The 20,180-nt window shown below is 71.2% G+C and carries 18 protein-coding genes; 11 read left to right on the top strand and 7 right to left on the bottom strand.

The window, feature by feature from the left end; all coding sequences use genetic code 11:
* Positions 1-312: 312 nt before the first annotated feature.
* The 6 genes from WMF26_RS37000 (at position 313) to WMF26_RS36975 (ending at position 4,444) form a co-directional block, all read left to right on the top strand.
* Complete coding sequence (locus WMF26_RS37000; RefSeq protein ID WP_437332927.1) at positions 313-1,272, top strand: DUF4388 domain-containing protein; 960 nt, start codon at positions 313-315, stop codon at positions 1,270-1,272.
* Complete coding sequence (locus WMF26_RS36995; RefSeq protein ID WP_437996555.1) at positions 1,269-2,297, top strand: PAS domain-containing protein; 1,029 nt, start codon at positions 1,269-1,271, stop codon at positions 2,295-2,297. The genes WMF26_RS37000 and WMF26_RS36995 overlap by 4 nt, the downstream gene beginning before the upstream one ends.
* Before the next feature lie 78 nt (positions 2,298-2,375).
* Positions 2,376-2,717 carry a hypothetical protein gene (locus tag WMF26_RS36990; RefSeq protein ID WP_061624805.1) on the top strand — a complete coding sequence of 114 codons (342 nt, stop codon included), beginning with the start codon at positions 2,376-2,378 and terminating at the stop codon, positions 2,715-2,717.
* Between the two features lie 7 nt (positions 2,718-2,724).
* The gene (locus tag WMF26_RS36985; RefSeq protein ID WP_437996554.1) at positions 2,725-3,447 is read left to right on the top strand and encodes a hypothetical protein; all 723 of its coding nucleotides are present in this window, start codon (positions 2,725-2,727) and stop codon (positions 3,445-3,447) included.
* Positions 3,444-4,013, top strand: coding sequence for a TlpA family protein disulfide reductase (locus tag WMF26_RS36980; RefSeq protein ID WP_437996553.1), 570 nt, complete (start codon positions 3,444-3,446; stop codon positions 4,011-4,013). Before WMF26_RS36985 ends, WMF26_RS36980 begins: the two co-directional genes overlap by 4 nt.
* A 44-nt stretch (positions 4,014-4,057) precedes the next feature.
* Complete coding sequence (locus WMF26_RS36975; RefSeq protein ID WP_437996552.1) at positions 4,058-4,444, top strand: VOC family protein; 387 nt, start codon at positions 4,058-4,060, stop codon at positions 4,442-4,444.
* Positions 4,445-4,654: 210 nt separating this feature from the next.
* On the opposite strand, the gene WMF26_RS36970 is transcribed toward WMF26_RS36975, so the two are convergent.
* Both WMF26_RS36970 and WMF26_RS36965 read right to left on the bottom strand, forming a co-directional pair.
* Positions 4,655-5,479 carry an SHOCT domain-containing protein gene (locus WMF26_RS36970; protein WP_437996551.1) on the bottom strand — a complete coding sequence of 275 codons (825 nt, stop codon included), beginning with the start codon at positions 5,477-5,479 and terminating at the stop codon, positions 4,655-4,657.
* An 89-nt stretch (positions 5,480-5,568) separates the two neighbouring features.
* Positions 5,569-6,846 (bottom strand): aminotransferase class I/II-fold pyridoxal phosphate-dependent enzyme, encoded by a 1,278-nt coding sequence (locus WMF26_RS36965; RefSeq protein WP_061624801.1) that lies wholly within the window; start codon positions 6,844-6,846, stop codon positions 5,569-5,571.
* 328 nt (positions 6,847-7,174) lie between these two features.
* Between WMF26_RS36965 and WMF26_RS36960 the strand changes: the two genes are divergently transcribed.
* Complete coding sequence (locus WMF26_RS36960; RefSeq protein WP_061624181.1) at positions 7,175-7,561, top strand: hypothetical protein; 387 nt, start codon at positions 7,175-7,177, stop codon at positions 7,559-7,561.
* A 151-nt stretch (positions 7,562-7,712) separates the two neighbouring features.
* Entirely contained in the window at positions 7,713-8,420 is a 708-nt protein-coding gene (locus tag WMF26_RS36955) for an alpha/beta hydrolase (protein ID WP_437996550.1), read from the top strand.
* Positions 8,421-8,647: 227 nt separating this feature from the next.
* Here the strand turns inward: WMF26_RS36955 and WMF26_RS36950 are convergent, their stop codons facing one another.
* The gene (locus tag WMF26_RS36950) at positions 8,648-10,576 is read right to left on the bottom strand and encodes a 2-hydroxyglutaryl-CoA dehydratase (RefSeq protein ID WP_437996549.1); all 1,929 of its coding nucleotides are present in this window, start codon (positions 10,574-10,576) and stop codon (positions 8,648-8,650) included.
* Positions 10,577-10,650: 74 nt separating this feature from the next.
* Positions 10,651-14,259: a BadF/BadG/BcrA/BcrD ATPase family protein gene (locus WMF26_RS36945; protein WP_437996548.1), complete on the bottom strand. Its 3,609-nt coding sequence runs from the start codon at positions 14,257-14,259 to the stop codon at positions 10,651-10,653.
* 331 nt (positions 14,260-14,590) lie between these two features.
* On the opposite strand from WMF26_RS36945, the gene WMF26_RS36940 reads away from it, so the two are divergent.
* A complete protein-coding gene (locus WMF26_RS36940) occupies positions 14,591-15,268 on the top strand; it encodes a TetR/AcrR family transcriptional regulator (protein WP_437996547.1) in 678 nt (225 codons plus the stop codon).
* 24 nt (positions 15,269-15,292) lie between these two features.
* Here WMF26_RS36940 and WMF26_RS36935 read toward each other — a convergent pair whose 3' ends face one another.
* Positions 15,293-16,057: a glutamine amidotransferase gene (locus WMF26_RS36935; RefSeq protein ID WP_437996546.1), complete on the bottom strand. Its 765-nt coding sequence runs from the start codon at positions 16,055-16,057 to the stop codon at positions 15,293-15,295.
* 79 nt (positions 16,058-16,136) lie between these two features.
* On the opposite strand from WMF26_RS36935, the gene WMF26_RS36930 reads away from it, so the two are divergent.
* Complete coding sequence (locus tag WMF26_RS36930) at positions 16,137-16,781, top strand: YkgJ family cysteine cluster protein (protein ID WP_437950821.1); 645 nt, start codon at positions 16,137-16,139, stop codon at positions 16,779-16,781.
* A gap of 12 nt (positions 16,782-16,793) precedes the next feature.
* Here the strand turns inward: WMF26_RS36930 and WMF26_RS36925 are convergent, their stop codons facing one another.
* Positions 16,794-17,690, bottom strand: a complete 897-nt coding sequence (locus tag WMF26_RS36925; RefSeq protein WP_437996545.1) for a hypothetical protein — start codon at positions 17,688-17,690, stop codon at positions 16,794-16,796.
* Positions 17,691-18,205: 515 nt separating this feature from the next.
* Between WMF26_RS36925 and WMF26_RS36920 the strand changes: the two genes are divergently transcribed.
* Positions 18,206-19,486: an MFS transporter gene (locus tag WMF26_RS36920; protein ID WP_437996544.1), complete on the top strand. Its 1,281-nt coding sequence runs from the start codon at positions 18,206-18,208 to the stop codon at positions 19,484-19,486.
* Between the two features lie 61 nt (positions 19,487-19,547).
* Here WMF26_RS36920 and WMF26_RS36915 read toward each other — a convergent pair whose 3' ends face one another.
* Positions 19,548-20,171, bottom strand: a complete 624-nt coding sequence (locus tag WMF26_RS36915; protein WP_437996543.1) for a hypothetical protein — start codon at positions 20,169-20,171, stop codon at positions 19,548-19,550.
* Positions 20,172-20,180 lie beyond the last annotated feature (9 nt).

Raw genomic sequence — 20,180 nt, 5'->3', positions numbered from 1 at the left:
CATCGCCCGCCGCGCCCGGCGACCCCGTTGCCGCACCGCACCGGAGATCATCTTTGTACAAAGATTGTCTCAGGCGCCGATGCGTCGCAGTCGCTGTGAGCAATAACACTAAAAATCCAGGCACTATACGGCGTTTTACGGACAATTTCGTGTCCTTCCGGAGCGAAGGCTTGATACAATGTTTGTGTATAGTATTTGACGAAGGGTGTTCGTGATCCTAGAGTCCGCTTCGATATGTTCGACATCGTCGTCACCTCGGCGCCGGCAACGCCCTTTGCCCATCGGGTCGCGTCTGCGCTTCGCGAGGCCCGCATGCGGGTAGTCACGTGCGAGGTCGCGCCCAACCGGCCGCCGCCGGACGCGCTGCGGGTCGACGCGGCCGTCGCCTGCGCGCAGAGCCCGGCGGCCCTCATCGACATGGCCCGCTCGCTCCGCGCGGTGCTCGACGGCCCGCCGCCCGTGATCGGCGTCAGCTCCTCGCGCACCATCGTCTCGATGGCGGAGCTCGCGGGGGTGCTCGCGGACGACGTCCCGGGCTCGGTGCTCGCCGCGCAGGTCCAGCGGCTCGCGGCGCAGGCCGAGCGGCAGCGGAGCCGCGTCATCCTGCGCGGCGAGCTCGACGACGTCGGGCTCGACGGGCTGCTCGCGTCGCTCGCCTCGCGCAGCCGGAGCTGCTTCATCCGCGTGCGCGCCGGCGCGCTCCGCGCCGAGGTGACGGTCGACGCCGGGCGCCCCATCCACGCCCGCGCCGACGGCGTGCGGCCCTCGGAGCGCTGGACCGACGCGCTCGACGCGCTCGGCGCGTGGCGAGGCGCCACCTTCGAGGTCGTCGCGAGCGACTCGAGCGGGCCGCACCGCGGCGAGCGCGAGAGCCACTACCCTCCGGCGTTCCCCGCCGACGACGCGGCCGACGTGGCGCTGGCCGCCGCCGTCGTGAACGCCTGCACCGCCTACGCGCGCGCCTGGCTCGGGCCGCCGATGACGTCGCGGCTGCTCGCGTCCTCGTGGACGACGGCGCGCGAGCACCACAGCGCGCTCGACGCCTTCGCCATCAGCGGCGACGCGCTCGTCTCGGTCGCCCAGATCGATCGCGCCCGCTCCGCGATCCCGCAGGCGGTCGCCGCCTGGATCGTCGCCTTCTTCGACGCCGCCGCGGAGAAGGTCCCGTCGCGCTTCCAGCGCCACCGCATCCGGGAGGTCCTCGGCGGGCTCACGCGCCTGGTCGAGCAGGTCGGGTGGGCGAGCGTCTTGTTCGAAGGAGCCGAGCGATGACCCAGATGCCGACGATGAACGAGGTGCCCGAGAGCCCGCAGGACGCCCTCCCCCTCAGCGTGGAGCGCCTCGCCGAGATGACCTCGCAGGAGGTCGACGACCTCCCGTACGGCTTCATCATGCTGGACGAAGAGGGCGTCGTGCTCCTCTACAACCGCTACGAGCAGCGCATGAGCCGCCTCCCGTCGGCGCGGGTCGTCGGAAGGAACTTCTTCCAGGAGATCGCCCCCTGCACCCGGGTCGAGGCGTTCCTCGGCCGCTTCCGCGCCCTCGCGCAGCAGCCGCCGGGCGCGACCGATCGGTTCGCGTTCCGCTTCCACTTCCTCCACGGGGCGCAGGACGTCTTCGTCCAGCTCGCGCGCGCGCCGGTCGATCGCGTGTTCATGACCGTGCACCGCGTGCCGGTCCAGCGCGACGAGCACGAGCGCCCGGCGACGATCCGCCACGAGCGCGACCGCGGCCGGCTGAGCGGCCCGCTCGGCGCCATGTTCCCGCTCGCGTGGGATCAGATCGCCGCGCTGCTCGCGCGGGTCGGACAGGGCGCCGCCCGGGAGCTCGGCCGGGGCGTCGGCCGCAGGATCGCGGGCGTCGCGGAGGGCACGGTGGCCCGTGCGGGCGCGGCCGCGCTCGACAAGGCGCCGGTGCTGCTCGCGGTCGGCGCGCTCGATCAGGCGCTCGCCGAGCTCGGGATGGGCCGGCTCGCCGCGGATTTCTGCGCCAACCCCCCGCGCGTCGCCTGCTTCGTCCGGCCGCCGGTCGAGTCGGGGTCGGTCGAGCTGTCCGCCTTCTACGAGGGCGTGCTCGAGACGACGATCGGCGCGGCGCTCAACGCGGCGCACGTCGCCCGGTGCATCGAGGGGACCGAGCTCGCGGCCACGCCGTGGCGCTTCGTGGTCGTGCCGATCGAGCGCGCCCACGAGCTCCGCGCCTTCGAAGGTGAGCGGCCCGACGATCTCGCGAAGCGCTTCGGTCTCCTCGAGAGCGGCTCGGGGGCCGCGGATCGAGGGCCGGCCGCGGCCTCTTGACGCGGCGAGGGCCCTGGCCATCCCCGCCTGGTGTGCCCGCTGGATCCCTCCGGCGAGCGGTGCTTAGCTCCGCCGTCGATGGGCCGGCGCGACAGCAATTCAAGGCGGATCGCCGCCGCGTCTCCGGCCGATGGGCAGCCTTCGGCGGGGGACGCGGGGCAGCTCGGGCCCGCTCGCGGCCCGCTCTCGATCGCGGAGGCGAGCGCCGGGATGCTGGTGCAGGACGTCGTCGTTCATCCGGCCGACGTCGTGTTCGTGAAGGGCATCGTCGAGGCGAGCGACGGCGTCGCGCTCCTGCTCGCGGATCGCGGGGGTGAGCTCACGCTCGCGTCGCCGCTCGACCGGGGCGACGAGTTCGCCGAGCTCCTGCTCGATCTGGAGCGGGACGTCGGGGCGCGGCGCCGCGGCGCGCCACGCTGAGGGGTGCATGACGGAGCGCCGCGATCCGAGCTCGGTCGATCTCGTCCAGGATGCCTCGCTGGACGCCGCTGTCCACGAGGGCGTGGCGCAGGGCCTGCCCGCCCCCTCGGGCGCGCTGCTCGATCCGCGCATCCTCGCCGCCTGGCGCGAGTGGCTGGCCGCCCTCGCGACCGACGCCGAGGCGGCCATCGCCGCGGCGCACGTGTACGGCGAGCTCGGCCCCGAGGCGCGCGAGGCGTGGCTCGACGTGCTCGCCGAGGACGCGCCCAAGCTGCAGGTCCCCGCGGTCGCGATCTACGCGCCGCTCCTGTCGGTCGAGAGCGACGCGGCGCGCCGCGAGCGGATCGAGGTCGCGATGGGGGAGGGGGAGCGCGCCCCGCGCCCGGCCGGGGGCTTCGCGCTGCGCGGCATCGCCGCGGGGGGCGATCGCGTGGTGGCGCTGGTGACGCCGCTCTACCTGCGCTTCGTGCGGGTGCTCTGGTGTCGGTATCTCCCGGAGGACGGCATCGCCTGGGCGCGGCACGACCCGATCGTGCGCGCGGAGGAGGCGCCCGGCCCTGGCATGGTGCTCGACGGCGCGCAGCTCGAGGCGACGCCGATCAAGCTGGTCATCGAGGAGCTGTGCCATGCGATCCTCGCGCAGCAGCGCAAGGGCGCCGAGCTGCCGCCGTCGCTGCAGCTCTGCGCCGATCTGTTCGACGCGCACCTGGAGGGGGATCCGCTGCCATGAGGTCGCTCGCGCCGGCTGGCTTGCAGCTCGTGCTCTTCGCGCTCGGGTGCGCTGGCAGCGGCGACGCGGTCCGTGAGCCCGCGGCGGCGACGCCCGCGGCCGCAGCGGAGGCGGCGCCGGCGCGGGGCCAGGCGCTGAGCTTCTCGTACGAGACGCTCGACGGGCGCGAGCTCTCCACCGCGTCGCTCGCGGGCAGGTTCAGCGTGATCGGCTTCGTGGCGACCTACGACGTGGCGTCGCAGGCGGAGGCGCGGTTCCTCGCCGGGTTGCTCCGCGATCACACGCCGCGCATCAACGCGGCGCTCCTCGTGCTGGAGGCGAGCGAGAACCGGCCGCTCGTCGAGGCGTTTGCCGCCACGCTCAAGCTCCCGTATCCGGTGGCGCTCGCGGACGCCCCGACGATCGCCGGGGAGGGACCGTTTGCCGGGCTGCACCACGTGCCGAGCGTGGTGATCCTCGACGCCGAGGGGAGGGAGGCGTTCCGGCACGTGGGGCTCATCACCCAGGAAGCGCTCGAGGAGGTCCTTCGCGGCCTGGAGCGCGAGGGCGCGCGGCCCGCGAGGTAGGTTTTGTCCGCCGCCGCGCGCCGGTCTGGGCGATGATGGCGCGCATGCTCGACCACATCGGTTTTCCGGTTTCGGACTATGAACGGAGCAAGGCCTTCTATCTGGCGGCCCTGGCGCCCCTTGGTTACGGGCTCGTGATGGAGGTCACGCCCGAGATGACCGGGGGCGCGGATAAGCACGCCGGTCTGGGGGCCGATGGCAACCCGCAGTTCTGGATCGGCACGGGCGGCGTGCTGCAGGGCCGCATGCATGTGGCCTTCGTCGCGAAGACGCGCGCCGATGTCGATGCTTTTTACAAGGCCGCGCTGGCGGCCGGAGGCGCCGACAACGGCCCGCCGGGGCTCCGGCCGCAGTACCACCCGGGGTATTACGGGGCGTTCGTGCTCGATCCGGATGGGCACAACATCGAGGCCGTGTGCCATGGGCCCTGAGAGGTGATGGCTTCAGGGGGCTCGTCCTCCCGAGCTACGGGGATCGTGGCTTGATGTGAAGAGAGAACAAACACAAAGGCGCAAGGAGGGAGGAAGAAGGCATCTTCCTCCCTCCTTGCGCCTTTGCGCCTTTGCGCCTTTGCGCCTTTGCGTTGAAATCTCTTTACCCGCGTCGATCCGGCCGACGCTCACGTCCGCGCGATTTCGCGATCAGAGCCTGCTCAGCAGATCCGCCTTCTTCGCAGCAAACTCCTGCTCGGTGATGATCCCCTTCTGCCGCAGGTCCGCGAGCCGCTCGATGGCAGAAAAGATATCCGCCTCCGGACCCGAGGAAGCGCGGGGCACGGCGGCCTGCGCCGGCACCGGCGGAGGCGCGGCCCCCGGCGCCTGCTGCGCGGCCGCATCGCCGGAGACGAGCGGCAAGCTCTGCACGCCCACGACGCCGTACTGGCTCGAGAACGTGACCGACGACCCCGACCCCTGCTGCTGCGACACACCGCCGATCTGGTGATCGAGCGTGTCATAGACGCTGACGCGCCCGTCGACGTCGACGGCCAGCCGCCGCGCGCCGGGGAAGACCGCATAGCGGATGTTGTTCTGCGACCCGCTGGAGCTCGGCGCACCGAGCTCCCCGGGCCACCAGCTCCCAGCGCCGCCCCCGGACGCCGGCACGAACAGGCTGACCGGCGAGCCCCCCAGGACTCCGCTGCCGCCTTGCTGCTGCTGCTGCCCGCCCTGCGCAGGATAGCTCGCCGGCGCCGGAGCGAACGGCTGGCTGGCCAGCAGATTCGACAGCTCGGCGCACAGGCCCTCCACCTTGGACTTCAGCGCGCTGTTGAACATGTCCCCGATCATGGTCATGCCGCCCTGCATCCACTGCCCAGCGCCGCCCAGCTCGGGGTGATAGAACTGCGCCATCGTCCCGTTCCCGTTCACGAGCGCCTGCAAGAGCGTCATCACCGCGTCGGTGCTGACGAAATAGCGCTGTGACAGGTCGGAAACTCTCCGCTGACCTTCGGGGGTGAGTGGCTGCATGGGGCGCTCCAGGAGGGAAGCGCCGAGCCTTGCACGGCGGTCCGCCGCTCGCAATGCGGGCGAGCGGCGATGAGGAGGGAGACGACCGCTCAGCCCGCGAGCTTGCGCGCGCTCGCGAGCTGGACGCACACCGCGACGACATCCATGGCGACGCGAATCTGCTCGAGCGGCGGCATCGACGGGGCGATCCGGATGTTCCGGTCGCGAGGATCGCGGCCGTACGGGTACGTCGCCCCGGCGCCGGTGAGCTTCACGCCCGCCTTGTCGGCCAGGCGCACGACCTCCTTCGCACAGCCGTCGAGAGTGTCGAGGCTGATGAAGTAACCGCCGCGCGGCGAGGTCCAGCTGGCGATGCCCTTGCCCCCGAGCTCGCGCTCGAAGATGCTCGTCACCGCCTCGAACTTGGGCCGCAGGAGCTCGGCGTGCTTCTGCATGTGGCCCAGCAAGCCCTTGTAATCCTTGAAGAAGCGCACGTGGCGCAGCTGGTTCACCTTGTCCGGGCCGATGGTCTGGATGCCGAGGTGCTTCTTCGCGTCCGCCACGTTCGCGGGGCTCGACGCCATGGCCGCGACGCCGCTGCCCGCGAACGAGATCTTCGACGTCGAGGCGAAGACGATCGGCCGGTTGGGGTTGCCCGCCGACTGACACGCCGACACGATGTCCGCGAGCCGATCGCCCTCGGCATACAGGTCGTGGACCGCGTAGGCGTTGTCCCAGAACAGGCGGAAATCCGGGGCCGCCGCCTTCATGCTGGCGAGCCGGCGGACGACCTCGGGCGCGTACGTGGTGCCGGTCGGGTTGCTGTACTTGGGGACGCACCACATCCCCTTGATGGCCGCGTCCTGGGCGACCAGCCGCTCGACCTGATCCATGTCCGGGCCGGCGTCGTTCAGATCGACCGCGATCATCTCGATGCCGTGGTGCTCGCAGATCGCGAAGTGGCGATCGTAGCCGGGGCTCGGGCAGAGGAACTTGACCTTGGGCTGCTTCGCCCAGGCGCCGTTGCCGTCGGGCACGCCGTGGACGAGCGCGCGGACCACCGCGTCGTGCATCATGGTCAGGCTGCTGGTGCCGCCGACGATGACCTGCGCCGGGGGCACCTCGAGCAGCTCGGCGAAGATGGCCTTCATCTCGGGGAGGCCGTCGAGGCCCCCGTAGTTGCGGGTATCCGACCCGTCCGAGGCGACGAGGTCGTTCGCGGTGGGCAGGGCGAGCAGGCCGTTCGCGAGGTCGAGCTGCTCGGACGACGGCTTGCCCCGCGTCATGTCGAGCTTGAGGCCGCGGGCTTCAAAGGCAGCATAACGTGCCTCGAGCTCCCGGGTGAGCGAGGCAAGAGCATCGGGGGACAACGAGCGCAGTTCGGTCATGGCGGCCGATGTCTAGCAGAACTTCGCGGCCGCGTCGCGACCCGCGTGGGCCCGCGCTCCTCGCGCCGGAAATGCCGCGGCCGGCAGCGGAAACGCCGCAGCCGGGCCGCCCGTCGCCCCGTACGCCCGCCGCGCGCCCGCCGCCGCCGCGCCCTCGCGGCCGGCGCCTCGCCCGCGCCTGGGCCCGCTGTGACAGCCGCCCTCCGCCGTGATGCGTTTTGCCACGAGCCCTGTGCCGCCGCGCCCCGCCTGGCCCGGAGGCCGCGTCGGCGGCCTCTGGTACGGCCGATGCATCGGGCCGGGTGATCTCATGTTCAGAGGAGGATCCATGGCTGTCGAGGCCCTGCGCAAGAATCACATGATGGCTCACCTGCTCGGCGCGCTCGAGCGCGGCGAGTCGATCGGGCGCTACGGTCGCCTGGTATTCGCGATGATCGCCAACCACTTCCTCGATCGCGACGAGCTCGTCGACTGGCTCAGCCGCGACCCGGAGGGCGGCGCCGAGGAGGCCCGCTCGCTCGCGATGCAGGTCGAGCGGCGCGGCTACAGCCCGCCGCGGCGCGAGCGGATCCTGGAGTGGCAGCGGCAGCAGGAGTTCCCCATCATCCCGAACGCCGACGATCCCGACGAGGGCAATGTCTACAAGGACCTCGAGTTCCCCGAGGAGGTCTATCAGCATATCAATGAGTACTACGAGCACAAGGCGGCGAGCTGACGGCGGCCGCGGTCCAGCAGGGCCGCGACGCGAGCTCGCGCGGCGGCGCCTGCTCGGCATGGGGAGTGCTGGGGCCCTGGGCGGGCTGCTGGGATGCGGGCGAGGTCAGGCGACCACGCGCCCGTCCATGCCTCCGGAGGAGGATCAGGCAATGCAGGCAAGGAGCGCCGGCGTCACCACGAACGACCCCTCGCGCCTCCGGGCGCGGCCGAACGCCAAGCCCGGGGGCGAGCTCTCGACCGGGCTGAGGCCGCTCGGGCTGTCGCCGCGGCGCGACGGGCTGCTCTACGTCCCGGCGGGCTACCGGCCGGACCGCCCGGCGCCGCTCGTGGTCCTGCTGCACGGGGCGGGGGGCAGCGCGCACCACGGCATCGCGCTGCTGCGAGAGCTGGCGGACGCGGCGGGGCTCCTGCTGCTCGCGCCCGACTCCCGCCATTCGAGCTGGGACATCATCTCGGACGACGCGTACGGGCCCGACGTCGCCTTTCTGGACGGCGCGCTCGACCAGCTGTTCCGCAGCGCCGCGGTCGATCCGGCGCGGATCGCGATCGGCGGCTTCTCGGACGGCGCGTCGTACGCGCTGTCGCTCGGGCTGACCAACGGCGACCTGTTCACGCATGTGATCGCGTTCTCGCCGGGCTTCATGGCCCCCGCCGAGCAGCGCGGCCGGCCGCGCATCTTCATCTCGCACGGCACGCAGGACCAAGTGCTGCGGATCGACCCCTGCAGCCGCCGCCTCGCGCCGCTGATCCGGGTCGCCGGATACGACCTGCGCTACGAGGAGTTCGAGGGCCCGCACGTGGTTCCCACGGAGATCGCGCGCGACGCCCTCCGGTGGTTCTTGCCCGAGGTGGGCTGATCCTACCGTGAGAAGAACACAGAATTAACGCAAAGCCGCAAAGGCGCAAAAAAAGAGAAGAGAAGTAGGAGAAAGAATCCCTCCTGAACTCCTCTCTTTTTTTGCGCCTTTGCGCCTTTGCGCCTTTGCGTTTTATCTTCTCTCTCTGTGCGTCTCCCAGCCCAACTCGCCGTCCGGGAGCCACATCCGAGCGGTGGGCCGCCGGGACGGGCCCGGCGGCGTCCGCCTCACTCCGCCGCGATGGCTTCCTCGCTGTAGGTCGTGTGGCGCACCTCGGGGTTGTTCTCGAAGTACGCCTTGCCGGCCAGGCGCTTCACGAGCGGGCTGAACCGCTCGGCCGCCTTGCCGGCGATGATGTCGCGGACGAGCGCGACGTCCTCGCGCGCCCGGGAGAGCGTCTCCGGGTCGGTCAGGAACGCCTTTGCGGCCACCGCCTTGGCCGGCGCCGCCTTCACCGCCTCGCGGACCGCCTCCGCCGCCGCCCGGACCTTCACCGCGGCGCGCTCGGCGGTCGACTGCTTGATGAGCGGCGCCACCTCGTAGACCAGGTTCGCGGCCGACCCGGCGACCCGGTGCGGCGCGTGGTGCAGCGGGCTCGCGTACTTCGGGTGCCGCTCGAGGAACGCGCGCACCTCGGCCTCCGTGACGCCCGCCTCCTCGTAGGCGCGGGCGAGCTCCTGCTCGGCCAGGATGCGCGCCTTGAACATGTACATCTGGATGCGCGAGTAGAAGTTCGTCGCGCCGTCGCCGCTCGTCTCGACCGCGCAGAAGATCGTCCCGGGGTAACGCGCCGTGATCAACGACTGCACGCCGTCGGAGACGCCCGAGGAGGGCATGCAGCCGAACGGCTTCACGCTCACCGTGAGGTGCGCCTTCGACTTCACCGCGTTCACGATGAGCTTGCCGACCTCCATGTGCCCCTCGCCGCCGCGGAGGTCGTTCGAGTAGTAGTCCTTCGCCACGTCCGCGACGAGATCCATGTCCGGGAGGTGGTAGTCGAACAGGCCGAGCGGCAGCGCGAACGCCTGGAAGCCGACGCGCAGCGCCGACTCGGCGAGGCGCATCGTCGCGAGCCGCTTCGCCACGCCGAACTCGTCGAGGCCGGCCAGGCCGTAGTTGCCCTCGTCCGCGCCGCGCAGGTCGCGCCGCTCGCGGGTGTCGCGGGCGCACTCCCAGATGTTGTAGAGCAGCCACGCGGTCGTGAGCTGGATGTCGTTCTCGCCGCCCTCGCTCTCGAGGAACTTCTGAAGGGCGTAGTTGCCGTCGCCCTCCGTCGTCATCGCCCAGAACTCGCCGATGATCGACGTCTTCGCCTTGGGCCGGAGCTTGTCCACCCGAACGGCCTCGAACTCCTTGCGCGCCTCGTAGAGCGCGCGGAAGACGTTCGTCTGCTCGTAAAGCGCCTTGTAGAGGATGCGCTTCGCGCTCTCCATCGCGCGGTTCGTCGCGCCGGGCTCGACCTCGTAAGGCCGGACGCGGTAGCCGAGCGCGTTCAGCGTGTCGCCGCAGACGATCGCCTTGATGATCGCGATGAAGAAGGCGGGGTTCATCTCGAGGCCGACGTCGTCGCCCGTCGCCTGCGAGAGGCCGCCCGTCTGCTGGAAGAGCATCACCCGGAAGCCGTCGAAGCCGGCGTCGCGCAGCGCCTTCCGGTACTCGGTCACGTACATGCCGAACCGACACGGCCCGCAGGCGCCCGCGGTCAGGAACACGTAGTTCTTGATGATGTCCTCGGTCTTCATCCCCTGCTTGTCGCGCAGGTCGATGAGGTGCTTCACCAGGCCGCCGACCGTGAAGTACGTCGGGTTGCACTGCCCGCGGTTGCCGAACTCCTTGCCCGTCTGGAGGCCGGCGTTGTCGCTCATCCCGAAATAATGGACGTTGTAGCCGAGGCCCTTCAGCGCGCCCTCGCACAGGAAGTCCTGCGCCGCGGTGAGGCCGCTGATGAGGAGCGTCACGTTGTCGCGCTCCTTCTTCGTCATCTTCGGCTTGAGCATGTTGTCGACCCACTGCCGACGCTCGGCCTTGATGCCGAGCCGCTCCCGCTCGGCCTCCTCGAACGCCCTGAGCTCCGCCTCGATGTCGATGTCCGCCTTGATCGATTTCTTGTCGCCGACCAGAGGAAGGCGCGTCTTCTGCGTGATCGTCTGTTCCATGGCGTGGCTTCCCTTCGCTCGGATGCTGGAAGGGGGCCGGGCGCGCCGTCCCCCCCTCGACATTGGCCGTGTCTTCAGGCTTCCAAGGGGACGACGGTCCCGTCGGACTGCTTCTTCTTGAGCTGGACGAGGCCCGTCTTCGGCGCCTCGGGCGGAGACGCCGGCGCGACGTAGCTCCGCACCTTCTCGGCGAGCGCCGCGATCTCCCGCTCGAGCGCGGGGTCGGTGATCTTGCGCGCCGCCTGCTGCTCCCGCTTCAGCTCGAGCAGCTCGAGCCGCTTCTCGTCGATGCGGTGGACGAGCTCCGCCTTCTTCTTCGCCGCGTCCTCGAGCGCCTCCTCGTGCAGCTTGAGGCTGTGCGCGTACGTCTTCACGCGGATCTTGATCGAGCCGCCCGGCTTGTTGGCGTCGATGTCGTGCAGCGCGGCGTACGGGGTGGCGCTCGAGCTCACGATGCTGTCGATGATGCCGTAGGTCGGCGCGTCGTGGCCGCACTTGAAGCTCGAGAGGTCGAGCAGCACGACGTTCGGGTGGCGGGCGGCGAACTTGACCGCCCACACCTTCTGCGCGCTGTTCGCCGAGTAGTTCTCGGGCCAGACGTCGTTGATGTCGAGCGGGTGCTGGCCGTTCGCGATCTCGTCCTTGAAATACCGCGCGAGGTACTCCATGTCGCGCGGGATCGACCGCACCGAGAGGATCGGATAGCCGAGCACCTGGAACTCCTCCGGGATGCCGTGGTTCAGGCCCGGATCGGAGTGGTACGGCCGCCCGACCATCAGGATGGCGACGCGGTTCTCGGCCTCGACCGTCTCGAGGATCGCCCGCCCCTTGTCCTGGAGGTCGCGCTCGAACTGCGAGAGCGCCCGCATCCCCTCGCGGTGCGCGTGGTCGCTCTCGTCCTCGGTGACGCCGAGCCGCGGGCCCCACGTCTCGAACATCCGGCGCGCGGTCAGCGTCATCTCGGAGAACGTGAGCGGCGGATCGAGGTACTCGATGCCGCGCGTCTTGAAGAAGTCGATCTCCTTCGTGAACGCCGCCTTCATGACGTCCGGCACGCCCGCGACGATGGGGCAGCTCGTCTTGTCCATCACCCCCTCGCCGAAGCTCGGCACGTGGGTGAGGATCGGGAAGAAGATGTAATTGAGCTTCTTCTCGTCCGAGTGGTGGTGGAAGAGGAGGTTGTGGATGTGGGCCTGCGCCACCTTGGAGGGGAAGCACGGATCGATGGAGCCGTACTTGCCGCCCTCGACCCACATCTCCTCGCTGGTCGCGTCGCTGAAGACGACGTTCTGCTTCGGGACGCCGAGCGCCTCGAAGTAAGCCCGGTAGTACGGGCCCGTCGAGTAGATGTTGAGGACGCGCGGGATGCCGATGCGGACGCGGCGCAGGCGCTCGCGCACCTCGGGCCCGCTCCGCCGGAACGGGCGCGTCGTCTCCACCCGGCGGATGCCGAGGAAGCCCTTCTTGACGACCACGTCCTTCACCGGCGCGCCGTCCTCCGGCAGCGGGGCCGTGTCGTAGAAGTGCCGGAAGGCGAGCTTCGACTCGTAGTCGACGAGGTTCGGGAACTGCTTCGCGATCTTCTTCCGCTCGGCGACGAGCGCGAGCATCGCCTGCTCGCTCTCGACCGTGCCCTTCTCGCACGAGAAGCCCGAGATGTAGCGGCTCGTCGTCCCGTCGGGCCGCTTTGCGTCGATGAACGTCCGCTTGCACTCGTTCGGGCAGAAGTGGCAGACGGTCTCCTCGTCGTTCTTCGTCGTGTATTCGAGGGCGATCGCCGCGTCGATCCCGATGAACGTCGAGCGGCCCCTGCGCTTCACGACCCGGAGCGTCTCGAACGCGGCGCCGAGCGCGCCGGCCTCGCCGGTGTGCGGGTGGACGAACACCTCCGCGCCGGGGACGCGCTCCTTGATGTAGTCGACCTGCGCCTTGACCGCCGCGAGGTTGTACTGCGTGCCGCCCTGGAGCACGTAGCGCGTGCCGAGCGCCGCGAGCCGCGGGATCTGCACGACGTACTGCCACACGTTCTTCGGCAGCACCTGCGCGAGGCCGGCGAGCAGCTCCTCCTTCGAGAAGCCCTCCTTCTGGAAGTTCACCCGGTCGGTGTCGAGGAAGACGGCGCAGCCGTAGCTGAACTTCGGCGCGAGCTCGGCGCCGAACGCCGTGTCGGCGTACTCGGTCACCTTCAGGCCGAACTGGTCGGCCATCGCCTGGAGCAGCATGCCGTTGCCGGCAGAGCACGAGTTGGAGAGGCGGAAGTTCGCGATGTCGCCGTTCTTCATGAACAGGACCTTGATGTCCTGTCCGCCGATATCGCAGATGACGTCGACGTCGCCGAAGAACTTCACGGCGCTCATCATGTGGGCGACGGTCTCGACGATGTTGACGTCGGCCCGCATGCACTCCTGGAGCACGTCGGCCGCGTACCCGGTGCCGCCGAACCCGAGCACCTCGAGCTGCGCGCCCTGGTCGGCCACGTACTGCCGGAGCTGGGCGAGCAGCTCCTTCGCGTCCTGGATCGGGTTGCCCTTCGAGAGCTGGTAAGCCTTGCAGACGATGGCCCCGTCCTCGTCGATGAGCACCGCCTTCGACGAGGTGGAGCCGCCGTCGAGGCCGATGACCCCGCGCACCACCTGGCCGGGCGCGAGCTTCATCGGCGTGAACCTCGGGATGCTGTAGAGCTTGCGGAACTCGTCGACCTCGTCCCGCGTCTTCACGAGCGGCGGGCCCGCGCTCTCGCCGAGCCGGGCCTTGCGGCCGTTCGTCATGTACTCGATGAGCCCCGTCTTGCCGGCGTAGCGGCCGACCTCCGGCGCCTCCTTGAGCCCGTACACGCAGGCGCCGAACGCCGCGTAGTACTGCGAGTTCTCCGGGACGAAGATCGTCTCCTCGATCGGCCGGTCCTTCGGCCAGTCGTAGCCGCGCTCGTCCCAGGTCTCGGGGATCCGCTTGCGCCAGCACTCCTGGAGGAAGGGGAGGTAGGTGTTGGGGCCGCCGAGCAGGATGACCTTGTGCTTCAAGGTCGAGCCGCGCGTGAGCACCGACAGGTTCTGGAGGACGATCGCGTCGGCGAGCGAGCAGAGGATCTCCGTCGAGGGGATGCCGCTCTTCACGAGGTTCACGATGTCCGTCTCGGCGAAGACGCCGCACTTCGCCGCGACGTGGTGGAGCTTCGAGTCGTCGAAGTGGATCTGGACCACCTCGCTCGACGGCAGGCCCACCTTGATCATGCACTTGTCGATGGTGGCGCCCGTGCCCGAGGCGCACTTGTCGTTCATCGACGGCGCGGCGGTCTTGTCGCCCGTCTTCTCGTCCCGCTGGAAGATGATGATCTTCGCGTCCTGCCCGCCGAGCTCGATGACGCTGCCCACGTCCGGGTGCAGGTTCTCGACCGCGAGCGTGACCGCGTTGACCTCCTGGACGAACTTGGCGCCGAGGCCGGCGCAGAGGGGCGCCGCGCCGGAGCCCGTCATGAACACCCGCCAGCTCTCGCGCGGCGACGCGGGGAACGCCGCCTCGATCGCCTCGATGAGCTCCAGCACCTTCTCCGGCTGCTTCGTCTGATGCCGCTGGTAGTCGCTCCAGAGAATCTCGAGCGTCTGCGGATCGAGCACGACCGCCTTCACGGTCGTCGAGCCGACGTCGATGCCGACCACGACCGGATCCTGGATCTGCCTTCCCATCGGGGCTCCTCCCACCGCCGTCGCCGGTCACCAGCGCCCGACTGACTGGCTGGTCAGTCGTGATGGCTACAACGGGATGACCCGAAAATCAAAATGATTCGGTGCGTCTTGGCCGGCGGCGATCGCCGGTTTCCGGGGATCTGCGTCCGGGGCGCACGGTTCCGCCGCTGGGCTCGGCGCGCAGCGGCGCCGTGCGGTCGGCGCGTCGGCCCGCGTGGCGTCCACCGTCCTCCGATCTTTCCGGCGCTCTTCGGGCGGCCCGTCCGGGCGACGCCGCGGCGGAGACATCGCGCCCCAGGTGACGGGCCGGTGGTGGTAAAGCGACCGGCCCATGAACAAGTCCGAGCGCCGCCAAGCCCTCCTCCGGGCGGCGCGCACCGTGTTTTCCGAGAAGGGCTATCACGAGGCGAAGGTCGACGACATCGTCGCGCTCGCGAAGGTCGCGAAGGGGACGTTTTACCTGTACTTCCCCGACAAGCGCTCGGTGTTCGGCGAGCTCGTTCGCGGGCTCTTCTCGCGCCTCGGCGGCGCCATCCTGCGCGTGGATCCGTCGGCGGACGTGGAGGCGCAGGTCAAGCACAACATCCGCGCGATCGTGGCGGTCTTGCTCGACGATCCGGCGCTGACGAGCATCCTCCTGTCGCACGCGGCGGGGCTCGATCCGGCGTTCGTGAAGGAGCTGCGCGCCTTCCGCCAGGAGGTGAAGCTGCTCCTGGAGCAGAGCCTCGCCGAGGGGCAGCGGCTCGGCGTCATCGAGCCGGGCGACACCGAGCTCTACGCGACGTTCACGATCGGCGCGCTGAAGGAGGTGCTGTTCGAGAACGCCCTCGAGGACCAGGCCCGGCCGCGCGAGCGGATCGTCACGGCGCTCTACGATCTCCTGCGGCGCGGCTACCTCCGGATGGACCCGGCGCCCGGCCAGCCGGCGCTGCGCGCCGAGCCCGACCAGCCGGCGCTGCGCGCCGAGCCCGGCAAGCCGGCGCCGCGCGCCCGCCGCCGAGGCAACTGACCGGCGCGTCAGTCAGGGCGGTGACTATGCAGGTCCAGCGGACGGCGTACGGCCGAGGCGCGGCATGACGATGTGCGCGATGAAATTGTGCAGGGTCCGGGTGCCGAGCTGGTCCGGGGAGATCCGGTCGAGGAGCGCCGGGACGTCGAGGCCCTCGGCCTGCAGGACCTCGCGGCGAAAGGCGATGTAGCCGGCGATGACGTCGTGATCCATCTCGGGGTGGAACTGCACGCCGTAGCAGGTGCTCGTGAAGCGGATGACCTGGTGGTCGTCGAGCTCGGTGAACGCGAGGCTCCGGGCGCCCTCGGGCAGCGTGCCGACCGTGTCGACGTGGGTCGCGTGGGTCTCGAAGCTCGACGGGAGGCCGTCGAAGAGGACGTCGTCGGCGCGGCGCTGGACCCGGATCCGGCCGATCTCGCGGCCGCGCGGGTTGCGGATGACCTCGCCGCCGAGCGCCTGGGCGAGGATCTGGTGGCCGAAGCAGATGCCGAACGTGGGGGTGCCGGCGCGGACGACGTCGCGCAGCCACGCCTCGCAGCGGAGCATCCAGGGGTCGCGGTGGGGGACGTTGGCCGAGGAGCCGGTGATGACGAAGGCGGCGATCCCGGGGGCGTCGGGCGCGGGGAGCTCGCCCGTGCGGGCGTCGAAGACGGCGTATCCGCCCCGCCAGGCGGCGCCGATCGTCTGCTCGATGAGGACGGCGAACTCGCCGCGCCGCTCGAGGACCGGGGGCACGGGCTCACCGGTCTTCACGATGACGATCTTCGTGTCCTTTTCGTCCTGTCCCACCCGGTGAACATAGCAGAGCGACCGCCTCGGCAAGGGCGGGACTTGGCAGCGCGGGGCGGGGGCGCGAAGATGCTCCCGCATGTCGGCCTATGTCGTGTCGCGCCCCGTGTGGCGGCGGTTTCGCCCGCGTTTCCTGGCTCGCGCTGCGGCGCACGTGAGGGCCGGCGGGCACGCGGCCATCGTGCTGCCGGACGAGCGGATCGATCTCCTCCTCTCGGTCGACGCGCAGGGCAAGCTTACGGAGCTCGGGCTGTGGTCGCTGCTGTCGATCGAGCAGCAGCGCTTCCGGCGGGTGGCCGAGGGCCCGGCCCAGGGGCTCGCGACGGCGCGGGTGAAGCGGCAGTACGAGGGCTCGGTGCTCGACTGGTGCGAGCGCGACAGCGTGCACGCCGGGGCGATCCGCGAGGTGGCGCTCGACTGCCTGGCGTGCGGCGCCTGCTGCCACGACGCCAACGTGGTGCTCGACGACGTGGACCTCTCGCGGTGGCGGGGGGCCGGGCGGGGCGACCTCACGGGGCGCGCCTACGTGCGGCGGGCGCGGGACGGGAAGATCACGCTGCGCTTCGCCGCGAGCGGCCGCTGCCAGCACCTCTGCGAGGACAGGCGCTGCGCGATCTACGAGATCAGGCCGGACAACTGCCGCGCCTTCGTCGTGGGGAGCGAGGCGTGCCTGTCGGCGCGCGAGGAGACGCTCGGGATCCGGGACGGGGCGGCGCTTGGATAGGCGCGCGGCCCCTCACGGGAGCGGCGCGCAGGCGGGGTAGAGCGCGTTGAAGTCGTCCCGCTCGAGGTACACCGTGATGACCTCGGGGTACTTGACCAGGCCGCCCGGCCAGCCGTCGGGTCCGCTCGCCTCGGTGTAGCAGTCCTCGACGAAGTCCGCCGAGGTGTTCTCGCACGTCTGCTGCTCGGGCTGCGCCAGGTCGCGGCAGGGGCCGGCGAAGGAGAGCGCGCAGCCCTCGCTCGCGCCGCAGGACCGCCAGGGCACCTCGGCGCTCGAGCTCGCGCCGCACTGCGCCTCCACCGCGGCGCCCGCGCACGCGTACATGCCGTGATCCGGGCCGCTGCCGAACAGGTTGCCGTAGAACGCCGCCTCCTGCGCGTTGAACTGCGCCCGCTCGGTCGTGGTCGTCCCGAGCGCCGCGTGCTCGCCGCGCAGCGAGATGGGCACCTCGACGCCGTAGCCGTTGACGTGGGCGAGCAGGCACGCGCTCACCCAGCGCTGGCCGGCGGGATCGAGCGGCTCGTCGCGCCAGTCCGGGGCGACGCCGACGCCGCCGGGGAAGGTGTAGGTCACGCCGCCGTGCGCGCCGCTGAGGCTCTCGCCCTCGGGCAGGGCGCACCGGATCACGTAGGTGAGCAGCTCGCGGCCCTCGGGGGTCTCGATGAGCTCCGTGGAGGAGAGGTCCGCGCCGCTCGGCGACAGCCCGCCCGCGGACAGGCCGTTCATGGAGAGGCGATTCATCGAGAGGCGGTTCATCGAGAGGCGGTTCATCGACGTGAGCGCCTCTCCCGTGGACCCCAGCTGCGCCTCGGCGGGCTCGCCCTCGAGCGCCTCCGCGAGGCAGCCGGTCTGCGCGACACCCGCGGCGATCGCCGCGATAAGGATGAGCAGGTCATGCGTGCGTGACATCGATCGCTCCTGGGGCCGAATGCCGCGAGCTGACGGGGGTCTCCTGGGATCACGGCGAGGCGCCTCGACCAGCGGACGATCGCTCGTGGCTCACCCCGAGCCGCCCGGGAGCTGCGGGGCGTGTGAGACCCGGAAGCTGCCCTCAGGCACGGCGATTCTGCCGATGTCGGGCAGTGCAACGTCCAGGCCGCGAGGGCGATCTCGCACGGGCCGCGAGCCTCCGGGCAGGCTCGGCCGCCACGCGTCCGCCCGACGATCCGGGGGGCCGGCGATGGATGGTGCAGCTGGCCACATGGGGCGATTTGTCGCGGGCTCGCGCGCGCGATCGCGGGCTCGCGCGCGCGATGGAGAGCCGTGGGTCATCGCGCTTCGAGGGCGAGCGCTCTCGGAGCGCGACGTCCCGCTGCGCTCCGCGTCCCACGTGGTGGGAGGATCGCGGGCGGGTGGCGCGATACGCGCGCGCGGCGGCGAGGTGGCGCGCTCTCTGGTACGTAGGCGTCGAGAGGCGCCAGACGATGCAGAAGATTGAGGGTGAGCTCGCGCGAGGGCCGGAGGAGGCAGGGGGCGCTCCCGGTGCGGCGCGCGACGTTGTCGAGGGGGCGAGGGGGCGGACCGCCGCCGCGCGGCTCCGGGCGCAGCGCGCCGCCTGTCTCCTGATCTTCCTCGCCAACGGCTTCTGCATGGGCACCTGGGTGACGCGCATCCCCGATTTCAAGCGCGCGCTCGCGCTGAGCGAGGCGACGCTCGGCAACGTGCTGCTCGCGCCGGCGCTCGGCGCGTTCGTGGGGATGCCGCTCGCCGGGTGGCTCGTCGCGCACCTGGGGAGCCGGGTCGTGGCGGTGTCCGCCGGCGCGGCGTTCGCGATCAGCCTGTTCGGGCCGGGGTTCGCGCGGACGCCGGTCGAGCTGTTCCTCGTGCTCACGTTCTTCGGCGTGTCGAACGGCGTGATGGACGTGTCGATGAACGCCAACGCCGCCGAGGTGGAGGAGGCGTGGGGGCGGCCGATCATGTCGTCGTTCCACGCGCTGTACAGCGCCGGCGGGCTCGCGGGCGCGGCGGCCGGCGGGGCGCTGGCGCACGTGGGGGTGGCGCCCGCCGCGCACCTCTCCCTCGCCGCGGTGGCGGCGCTGCTCCTCGTCGGGCTGCTCTCGCCCTGGGTGCGGCCCGGCGTCCCCGCGCCGGAGCCGCCGAGGAACCCGTTCGCGCTGCCGCCCCGCGCGATGTGGCCGCTCTGCGCGATCGCGTTCCTGTGCATGTTCGGCGAGGGCGCGATGGCCGACTGGAGCGCGGTGTACCTCCGCGAGACGCTCGGCACGACGGCGGCCTTCGCGGCGACGGGGTTCGCGGCCTTCTCGATGGCGATGGCGGCGGGCCGCTTCCTCGGCGACGGGGTGAGCAGCCGGCTGGGCCCGGTCGCGGTGGTGCGCGGCGGGGCCGTGCTCGTGACGGTGGGGCTCGCCGCGGCGCTGGTGATCGGCCGTCCGATCGCCGGCCTGTTCGGGTTCGCGTGCGTGGGGCTCGGGCTGTCGTGCGTCATCCCCACGGTCTTCAGCGCGGCCGCGCGCTCCGGGCCCACGGGCACCTCGATCGCCGCTGTCGCGACGTTCGGCTACCTGGCGTTCCTCGGCGGGCCGCCGGTGGTCGGCCACATCGCGGCGGCCACGAGCCTGCCGTTCGCGCTGTCGCTCATCGTGGTCGGGGCGATCGCCATCGTGCTGCTCGCCGGGGCCGCGGGCGGTCCGGCGAAGGCGGCGGAGGGCGCGGGGAGCGTGGCGGGCGAGGGCGTGGAGACGTGAGCGGCGGCGAGGTTGGCAGCGACCCGCCCGCCATCGAGCCACGAGACCACGGCAATCAGCGTCAGCTTTCCTCGCCGCTCGGCGTCTTCGGCGCGTCGACCCGCAGGGGGGCATCGAGGGGCCTGCCCGTCTGCGGGTCGAACCGCGGGGGCCGCTCCCCCTCCGGCGCGCTCTGCCCTGCTGACCGCGCCTGGCTGGCCTGGAAGGGCAACGTGGGCCGCGGAACGAACTGCGCGATGTCCGCCGTGCCCTCGGGGATGCCGGCGCGCATGGTTTCGGGCCGGGCGCTCGCGTGCGCGGCCCAGGGCGAGACGTCGGCGCGCTCCGGCGACGAGCGCGGCAGGACGAACGCCGGCTCTTGAGGCGACGCGGACAGCGCTGGCTGTGGCGCGAGATGCGCCGGTGCGGCGTTCCCTGTCGCCGGCCGCTGCGGCGGGCCGAGCGACTCGAGCGACGGCCGCTTCGCCTCGAGGCTGCGCCGGGTCCGCGCGAAGGCCGAGCTGAAGCGGAGCGCCTGGATCCCCTGGTTGCGCTTCGCCGAGAGCGCGAGCTCGGCCGTGTGCTCGGCGTCGGCCCGCTCCCAGTCCGCCGGCGCGACGCCGAGGCGCGCGAGCACCTCGTAGAGATCCGCGCCGCGGAAATAGACCACATGGGCCAGGACCTCGGCATACCGCTCAAGCCGCATGGCGCTCCC

Source organism: Sorangium sp. So ce185, from assembly GCF_051526825.1.
Classification (GTDB): Bacteria; Myxococcota_A; Polyangia; order Polyangiales; family Polyangiaceae; genus Sorangium; species Sorangium cellulosum_D.
This window is presented reverse-complemented; position numbering and strand designations above follow the sequence as displayed.